The following is a 13,570-nucleotide window of genomic DNA, read 5'->3' as shown; positions in this document are numbered from 1 at the left end:
GCAGTGTGAGAGAGCGCTCTCTCACACTGTCGCGGACATTCCGGACTCCGGTCAAGACTTTCGGCGAAGTTTGCTGACCGGCCTGTAAGCGCAGGAGGTCAGGGGCGGACGACGACCTTGCCGAACTGCCCGCCCTCGTGCAGGCGGGCGAGGCCCTCGGCGGCCTCGGCGAGCGGCACCTCGGCGTCGATCACCGGGCGCACGCCGGTACGCGCGCAGAACCGGGCGAGCGCGCCCAGGTCCTCGCGGGTGCCCATGGTGACCCCCTGGACCCGGATCTCCTGGAAGAAGATGCGGGTCAGCTCGGCGGGGGGAGCGTCGCCCGACGTCGCTCCGCACACCAGCACCGATCCGCCCGGCCGCACGGAGCGGATCGAGTGCGCCCACGTGGCCTGGCCCACCGACTCCAGCACGGCGTCCACGCGCGCCGGCAGCCGGGCCCCGGTCTCGACGGCACCCGCGGCGCCGAGCTTCAGGGCCCGCTCCCGCTTCTCCGCGGAGCGCGACGTCACCCAGACCTCCAGGCCGGCCGCCACACCCAGCGTGACCGCCGCCGTCGCCAGGCCGCCGCCGGCGCCCTGCACCAGCACGCGGTCGCCCGGCGCCAGCCCGCCCTTCGTGAACAGCATGGAGTAGGCGGTCAGCCACGCCGTCGGCAGGCAGGCCGCCTCCTCGAACGAGAGCTCGGCGGGCTTCGGCACCAGGTTCGCGGCCGGCACCGCCACCCGCTCGGCGAGGGTCCCGGGGTAGCGCTCGGAGAGCAGCGACCGCGGTTCCTCCGGACCGACGCCGTGCCCGTCGGCGCCGATCACGCCGTGCACGATCACCTCGGTGCCGTCCGGCGCCACGCCCGCGGCGTCGGTGCCGAGGATCATCGGGAGCTGCTGCTCCCTGAGGCCGACGCCGCGCAGCGACCACAGGTCGTGGTGGTTCAGGCTCGCGGCCCGCACCTCCACGGTGGTCCAGTGCTCCGGGGCCTCCGGTTCGGGGCGGTCGCCCACCTCCAGGCCGTCGAGCGGGCTGTCGGGCGAGAATCGGGTCACGTAGGCGGCAAGCATCCGTTCAACCTACCCGGCCCCGGCGGCGATCACCGGAGCCGGGCAGGACGACGAGAGGTCACCCGGCGGACTGCTCCGTCCCGATGTCGAACATCCACGAGATGCCGAACCTGTCGGTGAGCGCCCCGTAGTAGTCGCCCCACGGCGCGAGCTCGAGCGGCTGGCCCGGGGTCGCGCCGTCGGACAGCTTCTCGTAGGCGTTCTTGATGTAGTCGTGGTCGTCCGGGCCGCCGGTCAGCGAGACGGTGACGCCGCTGGTGGGCGCCACGTACTCCATGAACGACGGCGTGTCGGACGCCATGATCGTGAGGTTGCCCGGGGCGTCGAGCTGCCCGTGCATGACGAGGTCCTTGTCCTCGTCGGGGGTCGGCATCCCCTCCATCGGGGTGTCGCCGAAGGTGCTGACGGTGAGCTCGCCGCCGAGCACGGACCGGTAGAAGTCCAGGGCTTCCTTGGCCTCGGACTTGAAGCTGAGGTACGGGTTGAGCTTTGCCATACGGCCACGCTAAGCCTGGGCCGCGCGGTCCGCGCGGCGGTTACCCGAGGAACTCGCTGACCATCGGGCCGATCTGGTCGGCCTCGACCAGGAACCCGTCGTGGCCCACGTCGCTGGTCACGATCCGCAGCGGCTCCGCCCGCGGGATCCAGCGCGCCAGCCGCGCGGACTGGGTGGGCGGGAACAGCCGGTCGCTGTCCACCGCCACCACCAGGGCGCGCGCGGTGATCTGGCTGAGCGCGCCCTCGACGCCGCCGCGGTCGCGGCCCAGGTCGTGCGACAGCATCGACTCGGTGAGCACCAGGTAGGAGTTGGCGTCGAACCGGCGGGCCAGCTTGTCGCCGTGGTGCTCCAGGTAGGACTGCACGGCGAACCGGCCGCCCGCGAAGGGGTCCTCGCCGCCCTGCGGCAACCGGCCGAACCGCTGGTCGAGCTCGTAGCCCGTGCGGTACGTCGTGTGCGCGATCTGCCGGGCGATGCCCAGGCCGGTGTGCGGGCCGTCGTCGTCGGCCGCGTCGTAGTAGTCGCCGCCGCGGAAGCGCGGGTCCACCCGGATCGCGGCGAGCTGCGGGTGCGCCCATGCGATCTGGTCGCCGCCGGTCTGCGCGGTCGTCGCGATGGCGGCGACGTTCCGCACGGCGATGCCTGACTCGGGGCCGAGCAGTGCCCACTCCAGCACGCGGAGCCCGCCCATCGAGGCGCCGATCACCAGGTCCCACGACCTGATCCCGAGCTCCCGGGTCAGCGCGATCTCCACGGCCACCTGGTCGCGGGTCGTGATGTAGGGGAAGCTGCCGCCCCAGGGCCGCCCGTCGTCCGCCGTCGACGACGGTCCCGTGGTGCCCTGACAGCCGCCGAGCGCGTTGGGCGCCACGACGAAGTACCGGTCGGTGTCGATGGGCCGCCCCGGGCCGACCATCTGTGCCCACCACCCGCTGGTGACGTGCCCCGGGCCGGCCTCGCCCGTGACGTGCGAGTCGCCCGTCAGGGCATGCAGCACCAGCACGGCGTTCGAGCCGTCCGCGTTCAGCGTGCCCCACGTCTCGTAGGCCACGCGGACGGCGGGCAGGCGCCCACCCGCCTCGAGCTCGAAGGAGCCGACGTCGGCGAACTGCCGCCGTCCCGGGTCGTCGCCCTCCCGCCACGCACCGCTCGCCGGCACCGGCGGCTTGCTCCGGGCGCGCGAGGTCCCGGCGGGTCCCGCCGGGGCGACGTCGCCCTTCTCGCGCCGGCCTGCGCCGTGGGCGTCGTCCGACACGGAGAACGGCACGCTCGCGGTGCGGAGGGTCTGCTCGGGGGTGCCGTGCTCGGCCTTCGGGGTGGTGACGGCCATGGCTTCTCCTACGGCTCGGGGTGCGGAGCGGGCACCGGAGGGTTCCCCGGTGCCCGCTCCAGGTACGGACGGGACGATCAGCTCTCCTCGCCCAGGAGGTTCTTGGCGGCGGTGAAGCCGAGCTCCAGGTCCGCCAGGATGTCCTCCACGTTCTCCAGGCCGACCGCCAGGCGCACCAGGCCGGGCGTGACGCCCGACAGCGCCTGCTCGTCCGGCGTGAGCTGGGAGTGGGTCGTCGAGGCGGGGTGGATCACGAGCGACCGGACGTCCCCGATGTTCGCCACGTTGGAGTGCAGCTGCAGCGCCGAGACGAAGGCCTGGCCCGCGTCCGCACCGCCGTCGAGCTCGAAGGCGAGCACCGCGCCGGCGCCCTTGGGCGCGTACTTCTGGGCGTTGGCGTGCCACGGCGAGCTCGCCAGGCCGGCGTAGTGCACGCCGCGGACGTCGTCCCGGGCCTCCAGCCACCCGGCGACGTGCTCGGCGTTGGCGACGTGCCGCTCGATCCGCAGCGACAGCGTCTCCAGGCCCTGGGCGAGCAGGAACGCGTTGAACGGCGAGATCGCCGCGCCGAGGTCGCGCAGGAGCTGGACGCGCGCCTTGAGCACGAAGGCCAGGTTGGCGCCGAGCGCGCCGTCCACGCCCAGGTCCCGGGCGAAGACGATGCCGTTGTAGCTCGGGTCCGGGGTGTTGAAGCCGGGGAACCGCTCGGGGTCGGCCGCGAAGTCGAACCGGCCGCCGTCGACGATCACGCCGCCGATCGCGCTGCCGTGCCCGCCCAGGTACTTCGTCGCGGAGTGCACCACGATGTCGGCGCCGTGCTCGAACGGGCGGATCAGGTACGGGGTGGCCACCGTGTTGTCCACGATGAGCGGGACGCCGGCCTCGTGGGCCGCGGCCGCGACGCCCTCGATGTCGAGCACGTCCGCGCGCGGGTTCGGGATGGTCTCGCCGAAGAACGCCTTCGTGTTGGGCCGCACGGCGGCGCGCCAGGCGTCGAGGTCGTGCGGGTCGTCCACGAACGTGGTCTCGATGCCGAACTTGGGCAGCGTGTGGTGCAGCAGGTTGTACGTGCCGCCGTACAGGCTCGCGGAGGCGACGACGTGGTCGCCCGCCTGCGCGAGGTTCAGGATCGCGAGGGACTCCGCGGCCTGGCCGGAGGCGACCAGAAGGGCGCCGACGCCGCCCTCCAGGCTGGCGATGCGGTCCTCGACGACCTGCTGCGTCGGGTTGCCGATGCGCGTGTAGATGGGCCCCAGGTCCTTCAGGGCGAACCGGTCGGCCGCGACCCCGGCGTCGGGGAACACGAACGAGGTGGTCTGGTAGATCGGCAGGGCGCGTGCGCCGGTCGTGGGGTCGGGCTCCTGGCCGGCGTGGATCTGGCGGGTCTCGAACGACCACTGGGGCTGCGTCATGGCTCTCCTGCTTCCTGTGCGGGGTGGCGTGCTTCTGGCTGAACTGACCGAGCTGAGCCGCGGCATGCCCCGTGGGGCCTGCGCATCAGGAGGGGTCCGCGGCGGGTTGAGGGCGCGCACGCGGAGGTCGGCCGGGCGGCCGAGGGCAGGCGAACGTGCGCTGGATCAGCAACAACACATTCGACGAGTCATGGTGCGACCGTAGACGGCCGCGGGCGAGGGCGAAAGCCATGTCTTGAATCGTGAGATGCAGAAATGAGACAGGGTGGGCGACTCTGGACCCGTGTCGGCGTATGCGCCGTTTTGCCTTCCGGATGCGCACTTCGGAGGCTCGGGGCACATTTGATCCCGTAACAACGGAGTGATTCACAGGATCTGCGCAAGGCGACACGCCGGAGTGGCGCGGATCGGAAGGGGGATCATGCAACGGATCCGAGCTCTGGACGAGTCCGCCGGGTCGGAGCGGCACCGGCACGGCGGCGTGCTGGTGGTCCGTGCCCTCGGTTCGGCGGTTCTCGCCTTCACTCTGGTGTTCCCCTGGGGGCCCGGCGCCGAGGCGGACCCTCCCGCTGACCCGCCGTCCGCGCCGTCGGCCCAGGACGTGCAGGACGCCCGCGACGCCGTGGCTGCCGGGACGCTGGACGTGCACCAGGCCGAGGCGGCCCTGGTGGACCTCCGCGCGGAGCTCGAGGCCGCGCAGGTCCGCGTCCAGGTGGCCGGCGCCGACTACGCCGAGGCGCAGCAGGCGGTCGAGCAGGCGAAGGCGGAGGTCGCCGCGGCCCGGAAGGCCGCGGCGAAGGCGCACCGGGGCGAGGTGGCGGCGCGGGGGAGCCTGGCCGAGGTATACCGGGCGTCGTCGCGTGACGACGGCCTGGGGCCGCTCGGCGTGGCCCTGCGTGCCGACTCGGTGCCCGACCTGGTCGGACGCAGCGCGGCCGAGCGCGCGGTGCAGCGCAAGGTGGGCGGCGCCCTGGCCGGGTACCAGGACGCGCGCGCCGCCTCGGAGTCCGCCGATGCCCGCTGGTCGGCGGCCAAGGAGGAGCTCGACGCGGCGGCAGAGCGGGCCGAGTCCGCGTATGCCGCCGCCCAGGCAGCCGCCGCGGACCTCGAGGCGCGCACCCGCTCGGCCGAGGCCGAGCGGCAGGCGCTGGTGGAGCGGCTCGCGGAGCTGCGGCAGACCAGCGTGCGGATCGAGCGGGAGCGGGAGGCCGCCGAGGCCGCGGCCGCTGAGGCCGCCCGCGAGGCGGCCGCGCGGGCGGAGCTCGAACGGCAGCAGGCGGCGCGTGAGGCCACCGAGGCGGCGGCGGGTGAGGCAGAGGCCGCGCCCGCGGAGCGTGGCTCGGGCGGCGGATCAGGCGGCAGCTCGGGTGGTTCTGGCGGCTCGCGCGGCTCCGGCAGCTCCGGCGGGGGCGGCGCGACCTCGGCGAGCCCGCCCACGCCGGCCGTGCCGCCCACGTCGGGGGTCACCGTGGGGTCGGGGAGCCGCGGCGTCGGCGCCGTGGCCTGGGCCCGCACGAAGATCGGCGCGCCGTACCTGCTCGGTGCCGCGGGTCCGTCGTCGTACGACTGCTCGGGGCTGACGATGATGTCGTGGGCGAGCCAGGGCGTCGACATCACGCGGACGTCGCGGTCGCAGTACCTGGCCGTCGGCAAGGTGGGCTACGGCGCGCTGCGGCCCGGCGACCTCATCTTCTACGGCTCGAACCCGAGCGACCCGTCGTCGATCTACCACGTGGCCATGTACACGGGCGGCGGCATGATGATCGAGGCGACGCTGCCCGGCCACCCGCTCTCGGAGAACCCGCTGCGCCTCTCGAACGCGATGCCGTACGCGGGCCGCCCCTGAGCCGGGACGGCACCGCAGCGAGACAGATCTCCGGCGAAGCAGGACCAGGGCGAAGCAGAGCTGGGGCGGAGCGACCGACCGGTCGCTCCGCCCCAGCTCTACCTCGCCGGCGTTCTGTCCCGCCCCGGTTCTACTCGCAGGGTTCTGCTGCGGCGAGGTCAGTGCTTGTCGTAGTAGCCCGTGTCCTTGGCCCGCTGGATCGAGCGGACGATCTCGGCCTCGGCCTCGGCGCGGCCCACCCAGTGGGCGCCCTCGACGGACTTGCCGGGCTCCAGGTCCTTGTAGACCTCGAAGAAGTGCTGGATCTCCAGGCGGTGGAAGTCCGAGACGTCGTCGATGTCCTGGCGCCACGCCGCGCGCTGGTCACCGGTCGGCACGCACAGCACCTTGTCGTCGCCGCCGGCCTCGTCGCGCATGCGGAACATGCCCAGGGCGCGGCACCGGATCAGGCAGCCGGGGAACGTGGGCTCCTCCAGGAGGACCAGGGCGTCCAGCGGGTCGCCGTCCTCGCCGAGGGTGTCCTCGATGAAGCCGTAGTCGTCCGGGTAGCGCGTCGAGGTGAAGAGCATGCGGTCGAGGCGGATGCGTCCGGTCTCGTGATCCACCTCGTACTTGTTCCGCTGACCCTTGGGGATCTCGATCGTGACGTCGAACTCCACGCCGATGTGCTCCAGTTCTCGATGATGGTCGCCGAAGTGTCTTACCGCGGCGGCGGTCTTGCGCCTGTCCAGTGTGCCATGTGTCTTGTGTCCCGACCGTTACCTGTGGTCAGAACCACTGCCGGTGTTCGGCATAATTCGCAACGTGCGCGACGCGCGCGGGAATCTGCGGCACAGGTGGGTGAAATTTCCCGTGAACGGCCGTCGTCGTACGCGCCACGTCGTTTGCCGCGACTAGAGTTGGCTATGGCTTTCACGTGACGATCGAGAGGATGCCCATGGAGTGGGGGTTGCGCTCCGGCGCTGCCGTCGCCGCGGTCGTCGCACTGTTCGGTGGGTACCTGGTCGCGGACGCGTACGACGTCGTCCCCGGCATGCTCACCACCGCCGCACCCTGGCCCGAGCCGAGTCCGTTCCCGTCCGCGCCGGGCGCCGTCGACGGGCCAGAGCCCGCCGCGCTCCTGAGCGACCTGCCGGCCGACGCCCCCGTGCCGGACAGCGTGGAGATGCAGCGCCTGGTGAGCGACCTGGCCAAGGACAAGCGGCTCGGCTCGCGCGTCGGCGTGGTCGTGGCCGACGGCGCGTCGGGTCAGGTGCTCGGCTCGTCCAGCCCGGACAAGCTGATGACCCCCGCCTCCACGCAGAAGCTCTTCACCGGCGTCGCCGCGCTCTCGTCGTCCATCGCGAACAGCACCCTGCAGACCAAGGCGGTGCTGGTCGACGACAACACGGTGGTGCTCGTGGGTGGCGGCGACATGATGCTGGCCGAGGGCAAGGGCGACCCAAACGCGGTTAACGGTCGCGCCGGGCTCGCCGATCTCGCCCGGCAGGTCGCCGCCAAGATCAAGGTCACCGGGGCAACCGAGGTGCGGGTCGCGCTCGACGACACGCTCTTCACGGGCGACGAGATCGCCCCCACCGTCGCCAGCCCGGACATCGCGGCGGGCTACATCGCGCCCGTCTCGTCCCTCGGCATCAACGTCGGTCTGCTGGGCGACGACTACACCGACAACGGGCCCCGTGCCTCGGACCCGGGCAAGTACGCCGCCGAAGCCTTCTCCGCGGCCCTGGAGAAGGAGGGGCTGACGACGGCCGGCGCCGTGATCGACGAGACCGCGCCCGACGACGCGCGGGTGCTCGGCGAGGTGAGCTCCGCCCCGCTGGCGGAGGTCGTCGGCTTCGCGATGCAGTACTCCGACAACACCATCACCGAGGTGCTCGGGCGCCTGGTCGCGGTGGACGCCGGCCTGCCCGGCTCGAACGACGGCGCCACCCAGGCCGTGATCGCCCAGGCCAAGCGGCTCGGCGTCGACATGACCGGTGCCCGCCTGCGGGACTGCTCCGGGCTCGGCGACGGCTCGTACCTCAGCGGGCAGCAGCTCGTGGACCTGCTCGGGGTCATGGTCGACCCCGCGCGCCCCGAGCTGCGCAGCGAGGCCGTCGGCATGCCGATCGCGGGCCTGACCGGCACGCTCGACGTGTCCCACGGTCGCTTCACGGGGGCCAACCCCGCCCGCGGCCTGGCCCGGGCCAAGACCGGCAGCCTGCCCAAGGTGCGTGCGCTCGCCGGGACCGTGGTCACGGCTGACGACCGGCTGCTCGTCTTCTCCGTGCTCGCGGACTCGATCCCGGCCAAGCAGACGGCGGGCGCCACGTCCATCTACGACGGGTTCGTGGGCGACCTCGCGGCGTACTCCACCCAGGGCTGACGCGTCACCACCCCGGGCCGTTACCGTGGTGCGGTGACCCAGGCCTCCGTATCCCCACAGATCGTCGACTGGTCGGCAGCGGCGCAGATCGCGGCGCGCCTCGCCGCGCCCGGACCCGTGGCCGGGCGGGACGAGCTCGCCGCCCTGGTGGCCGGCCTGCGGACGGCGGCAGGGGACGCCGTCGGGCACGTGCTGGAGACCACGCGGATGACGCCGGCCGGCACCAACGGGGCCGACGGCGCCGGGCTGAGCCCGATCGCGGTGGTGGACCGCGCGAGCTGGGCCCGTGCGAACACCCAGTCGATGGCCGTCATGACCGACGGGATCGGCACGGCGGTCGCGGAGATCTCCCGGAGCGCCACCTCCGCCGGCGCCCAGATGGCCGGCGCCGCCGAGATCGGAGCCGTGCTCGCCCTGCTCAGCGGCCGCGTGCTGGGCCAGTTCGACCCCTACTCCGGCTCCGGCCGGCTGCTGCTGGTGGCCCCCAACGTGCTGCAGGCCGAGCGTGCGCTCCAGGTCCCGGAGCAGGACTTCCGGCTGTGGGTCTGCCTGCACGAGCAGACGCACGCCCTCCAGTTCGCCGCGGCACCCTGGCTCGCCGGCCACCTCAGCGGACGCACGCGGGGCCTGGTCTCCGGCATGGCCCGCACCTCCGCCGAGCTGGCCAAGGCCCGGTTCGACCGCAAGCTCGCCGTCATCGGGCGCAGCGTGCTCGGCGCCCTGCGGGGCGAGGGCGGCACCCTCGTGGACGGCATGCTCACCCACGAGCAGAAGGCCGAGCTCGCCGACATCACCGCCGTCATGGCCCTCCTGGAGGGCCACGCGGACGTGATGATGGACGCCGTCGGGCCGCGCGTGGTGCCGTCCGTGCGGCGCATCCGCGCCAAGTTCGAGCGGCGCCGCGACGGCGAAGGGCGCAGCACCTTCGACGTCGTGGTGCAGAAGCTGCTGGGCATGGAGGCCAAGCTCGCGCAGTACCGCGACGGCGCCGCGTTCGTGCGCACCGTGGAGCGGACCGTCGGCCGAGACGGGCTCAACGCCGTGTGGGCCGGGCCCGAGAACCTGCCGAACGCCCGGGAGATCGCCGACGCCCGCGCGTGGGTGCGCCGGGTGCACGGATGAGCGGGGGCACCTGACCGTGGCCCGCGTCGACCCCGCCGTCGCCGCGGCGCGCAATGCGGTGCGGGCGGCGCTCGCGGGCCTCGGCCCCGACGACCTGGTGCTCGTCGCCTGCTCGGGCGGCGCCGACAGCCTCGCGCTGGCCGCGGCGACGGCGTTCGAGGCCCGCCGCGTGGGGCGCTCGGTGCGCTCGCGCGGCTACGCCGTCCGCGCCGGCGCGGTGCTCGTGGACCACGGCCTGCAGGCCGGGTCGGGCGACGTCGCCGCGCGGGCGGCCGAGCAGTGCCGGGCGCTCGGCCTCGACCCGGTGCTGGTCCGGTCCGCCGACTGGTCGGGCACGGCGCTCGACACCGAGGGGCCCGAGGGCGCCGCCCGGACCGCGCGCTACCGGGCCCTGGAGCAGGCCGCCGCCCGGACGGGGGCCGCGCGGGTGCTGCTCGGGCACACCCTGGACGACCAGGCGGAACAGGTGCTGCTGGGCCTCGCGCGCGGGGCCGGCGCCCGGTCGCTCGCCGGGATGCCGCGGGAGCGGGGGATCCTCCGCCGGCCCTTCCTCGGCCTGCGCCGCGCCCAGACCGAGGCCGTGTGCGCGGCGTCGGGCCTCGAATGGTGGACCGACCCCACCAACCTGCTGCCCGGCGCCGGGTCCGGCGCCGGGGCCGAGCCCGGCGGGTTCACGCCCCTGCGCTCGGTGGTCCGGGGCCGGGCGCTGCCCGTGCTCGAGGACACCCTCGGGCCCGGCGTGGCCGAGGCGCTCGCGCGCACCGCGGACCAGCTGCGGGACGACGCCGACCTGCTCGACTCCCTCGCGGCGGACCTGCTGGCGCGGGCGCAGGTCGGGAACGCCGAGACCGAGGAGGGGGAACAGGCGCTCGACGCCGAGGTGCTCGCCCGGGCCCACCCCGCCCTGCGCCGCCGGGCCCTGCGTCTCGCGGCGCTCGCGGCGGGCTCCCGGCCCACCGACACCACGACGCGGCACGTCGACGCGCTGGACGCGCTCGTCGTGTCCTGGACCGGTCAGGGTCCCGCCCAGCTCCCGGGCGGGACACGGGCACGGCGCGCGTGTGGCAGGCTTTTCCTGCGCGCCGCGCCGACCGGGAACTCGGACGGCTGGACCGGCGTCAGACCCCCCACCACAACTCAGGAGTGACTCGTGGACCAGTCCGACGTCGGACCCGACCTCGCAGAGGTGCTGCTCACCGAGGAGCAGATCGGCAAGAAGCTCGACGAGATGGCCGCGCAGATCGACGCGGACTACGCGGGCAAGGACCTGCTCCTGGTCGGTGTGCTCAAGGGTGCGGTCATGGTGATGGCCGACCTGTCCCGTCGCCTGCACCACAAGGCGCAGATGGACTGGATGGCGGTCTCCTCCTACGGCTCGGGCACCAAGTCGTCCGGGGTGGTGCGCATCCTCATGGACCTGCGCTCCGACCTGACCGGGCGCAACGTGCTCATCGTCGAGGACGTCATCGACTCGGGTCTCACGCTGTCCTGGCTGGTCTCCAACCTGCGCTCGCGTGGGCCGGAGTCGGTCGAGATCGCCTCGATGCTCCGCAAGCCGGACGCCGCGCAGGCCGACGTGGACGTGAAGTACCTCGGGTACGACATCCCGAACGAGTTCGTCGTGGGCTACGGCCTGGACTACGCGGAGAACTATCGGAACCTGCCGTTCGTTGCCACCCTGGCACCGCACGTCTACGGGGGCTGACCTCTCAGTCCACGAGGCGCCGCGAGATGCCCGTCCCTGGCGGTTCGTCGCGTCTGGGCGAGTGTGGTCCAGGAGTCACATGCTCTGGGCGAACACTCGGGGCTCCTCTCAGGGAGACCATGTAGTTTCGACGGATACATACTGCGCGAGCGGAGGGAAACGGGGCCTAGTCCCCGTCGCCGATGAACATCAAGAAGCTTCTGAGTGGGCCTGTCATCTGGATCCTGGTCGCCTTGGTCGTGGTGACGCTGGCCATCTCGGCACTGAACCAGCCCAATGTCTCGCGAATCGAGACGTCACAGGGGATCGAGCTGCTGCAAGGCAGCACAGTCGAGCACGCCCTCATGGTCGACGGCGAGCAGCGGGTCGAGCTCGAGCTCACCAAGGCGTACAAGTCGACCGAGGGTAAGGGCGACGCCGCCGAGGAGGTCGACCACGGCAAGACGGTCGAGTTCTTCTACACGCAGCCGCAGGGCGACCGTGTCGAGGACGCCATCGTGAAGTCCGACCCGTCCGGCGGGTTCGACTCGGAGGTGCCGCAGCCCAGCTTCTGGTCCTCCATGCTGTCGGTGCTGATCCCGTTCCTCCTGATCGGTGTCGTGTTCTGGTTCCTGCTGTCGCGGGCCCAGGGTGGCGGCAACCGGGTCATGGGCTTCGGCAAGTCCAAGGCCAAGCTGGTCAGCAAGGACACCCCGCAGGTGACCTTCGCCGACGTCGCCGGTGCGGACGAGGCCGTCGAGGAGCTCCAGGAGATCAAGGAGTTCCTCGCCGAGCCCACCAAGTTCCAGGCCGTGGGTGCCAAGATCCCCAAGGGCGTGCTGCTGTACGGCCCGCCCGGAACCGGTAAGACGCTGATCGCACGCGCCGTCGCCGGTGAGGCCGGGGTGCCGTTCTACTCGATCTCCGGTTCCGACTTCGTCGAGATGTTCGTCGGCGTGGGCGCGAGCCGTGTGCGTGACCTGTTCGAGCAGGCCAAGCAGAACTCGCCGGCGATCATCTTCGTGGACGAGATCGACGCCGTCGGCCGCCACCGCGGTGCCGGCATGGGCGGCGGGCACGACGAGCGCGAGCAGACGCTGAACCAGATGCTCGTCGAGATGGACGGCTTCGACGTCAAGACGAACGTCATCCTGATCGCCGCGACGAACCGCCCCGACATCCTGGACCCCGCGCTGCTGCGGCCGGGCCGCTTCGACCGTCAGGTCGCCGTGGAGGCCCCGGACCTCAAGGGCCGCGAGGCGATCCTGAACGTGCACGCGCAGGGCAAGCCGATGGTCCCCGAGGTCGACCTCGCGGCCGTGGCCCGCCGTACGCCTGGCTTCACCGGTGCCGACCTGGCCAACGTGCTCAACGAGGCCGCGCTGCTCACCGCTCGCAGCGGTGCCCAGCTCATCGACGACCGCGCGCTGGACGAGGCCATCGACCGCGTCGTGGCCGGCCCGCAGAAGCGCACGCGCGTCATGCAGTCCAAGGAGCAGAAGATCACCGCGTACCACGAGGGCGGGCACGCCCTGGTGGCCGCCGCGATGCGGTACACGGACCCCGTCACGAAGGTGACGATCCTGCCGCGCGGCCGGGCCCTGGGCTACACGATGGTCATGCCGCTCGAGGACAAGTACTCGACCACCCGCAACGAGCTGCTCGACCAGCTCGCGTACGCCATGGGTGGCCGCGTGGCCGAGGAGATCGTGTTCCACGACCCCACCACGGGCGCCTCGAACGACATCGAGAAGGCCTCGGCCATCGCCCGCAAGATGGTGACCGAGTACGGCATGAGCGAGCGCGTCGGCGCCATCAAGCTCGGCACCAGCTCGGGCGAGCCGTTCCTGGGTCGTGACTACGGGCACGAGCGCGACTACTCCGAGGCCGTGGCCGGCACCATCGACAACGAGGTGCGCAAGCTCGTCGAGGCCGCGCACGACGAGGCGTGGGAGGTGCTGACCCAGTACCGCGACGTGCTCGACGACCTGGTGCTGCGCCTGCTCGAGAAGGAGACGCTGAACCAGAAGGAGCTCGCGGACGTCTTCGCGCCCGTCGAGAAGCGCGCCGCGCGCGACGTCTGGCTCTCCAGCGAGCAGCGCACCGTGCACACGCGCGGCCCCGTGCTGACGCCCAAGGAGCTGGCGGCCCAGAACGGCCACCCCGCCGTCGTGCCGCAGGACGAGGCCGTGGTGGATGCTCCGACGCCGTCGGACGACGCACACCCCGACCAGTCGAACTGACCGGAGCA

Annotated in this window: 11 protein-coding genes; 6 read left to right on the top strand and 5 right to left on the bottom strand. The window is 72.7% G+C overall.

Translation table 11 applies throughout. The features are described 5' to 3' along the window. Window positions 1–98: 98 nt before the first annotated feature. The 4 genes from ACH47X_RS24485 to ACH47X_RS24470 all read right to left on the bottom strand — a co-directional run bounded on the left by ACH47X_RS24485 (window position 99) and on the right by ACH47X_RS24470 (window position 4,299). Window positions 99–1,058, bottom strand: a complete 960-nt coding sequence (locus ACH47X_RS24485; RefSeq protein WP_397407724.1) for a zinc-binding dehydrogenase — start codon at window positions 1,056–1,058, stop codon at window positions 99–101. 58 nt (window positions 1,059–1,116) lie between these two features. Continuing rightward, the gene (locus tag ACH47X_RS24480) at window positions 1,117–1,554 is read right to left on the bottom strand and encodes a VOC family protein (protein WP_036964374.1); all 438 of its coding nucleotides are present in this window, start codon (window positions 1,552–1,554) and stop codon (window positions 1,117–1,119) included. Between the two features lie 40 nt (window positions 1,555–1,594). Further along, window positions 1,595–2,887 (bottom strand): homoserine O-acetyltransferase MetX, encoded by a 1,293-nt coding sequence (gene metX / locus ACH47X_RS24475; protein WP_397407722.1) that lies wholly within the window; start codon window positions 2,885–2,887, stop codon window positions 1,595–1,597. A gap of 77 nt (window positions 2,888–2,964) precedes the next feature. Continuing rightward, window positions 2,965–4,299, bottom strand: coding sequence for a bifunctional o-acetylhomoserine/o-acetylserine sulfhydrylase (locus tag ACH47X_RS24470; RefSeq protein ID WP_397407720.1), 1,335 nt, complete (start codon window positions 4,297–4,299; stop codon window positions 2,965–2,967). 421 nt (window positions 4,300–4,720) lie between these two features. Between ACH47X_RS24470 and ACH47X_RS24465 the strand changes: the two genes are divergently transcribed. Then, window positions 4,721–6,145, top strand: a complete 1,425-nt coding sequence (locus tag ACH47X_RS24465) for a C40 family peptidase (RefSeq protein ID WP_397407718.1) — start codon at window positions 4,721–4,723, stop codon at window positions 6,143–6,145. Window positions 6,146–6,303: 158 nt separating this feature from the next. Here ACH47X_RS24465 and ACH47X_RS24460 read toward each other — a convergent pair whose 3' ends face one another. Beyond that, a complete protein-coding gene (locus ACH47X_RS24460) occupies window positions 6,304–6,804 on the bottom strand; it encodes an inorganic diphosphatase (RefSeq protein ID WP_020017930.1) in 501 nt (166 codons plus the stop codon). A gap of 257 nt (window positions 6,805–7,061) precedes the next feature. Here ACH47X_RS24460 and dacB point away from each other — a divergent pair, with 257 nt between their 5' ends. The 5 genes from dacB (at window position 7,062) to ftsH (ending at window position 13,562) form a co-directional block, all read left to right on the top strand. Next, the gene (gene dacB / locus ACH47X_RS24455) at window positions 7,062–8,513 is read left to right on the top strand and encodes a D-alanyl-D-alanine carboxypeptidase/D-alanyl-D-alanine endopeptidase (protein ID WP_397407716.1); all 1,452 of its coding nucleotides are present in this window, start codon (window positions 7,062–7,064) and stop codon (window positions 8,511–8,513) included. A gap of 33 nt (window positions 8,514–8,546) precedes the next feature. Next, window positions 8,547–9,635: a zinc-dependent metalloprotease gene (locus ACH47X_RS24450; RefSeq protein WP_397407714.1), complete on the top strand. Its 1,089-nt coding sequence runs from the start codon at window positions 8,547–8,549 to the stop codon at window positions 9,633–9,635. Window positions 9,636–9,651: 16 nt separating this feature from the next. Then, window positions 9,652–10,782, top strand: a complete 1,131-nt coding sequence (gene tilS / locus ACH47X_RS24445) for a tRNA lysidine(34) synthetase TilS (protein WP_397407712.1) — start codon at window positions 9,652–9,654, stop codon at window positions 10,780–10,782. Between the two features lie 3 nt (window positions 10,783–10,785). Next, on the top strand, window positions 10,786–11,340 hold the full coding sequence (gene hpt / locus ACH47X_RS24440) for a hypoxanthine phosphoribosyltransferase (protein WP_020017934.1): 555 nt from the start codon (window positions 10,786–10,788) through the stop codon (window positions 11,338–11,340). Between the two features lie 182 nt (window positions 11,341–11,522). Continuing rightward, window positions 11,523–13,562, top strand: coding sequence for an ATP-dependent zinc metalloprotease FtsH (ftsH, locus tag ACH47X_RS24435; RefSeq protein ID WP_397407710.1), 2,040 nt, complete (start codon window positions 11,523–11,525; stop codon window positions 13,560–13,562). Window positions 13,563–13,570: the final 8 nt, after the last annotated feature.

The organism is Promicromonospora kroppenstedtii, assembly GCF_044389675.1.
Classification (GTDB): Bacteria; Actinomycetota; Actinomycetes; order Actinomycetales; family Cellulomonadaceae; genus Promicromonospora; species Promicromonospora kroppenstedtii.
Note: the sequence above shows the minus strand (reverse complement) of the source record. Positions and strands in the feature narration are given on the sequence as shown.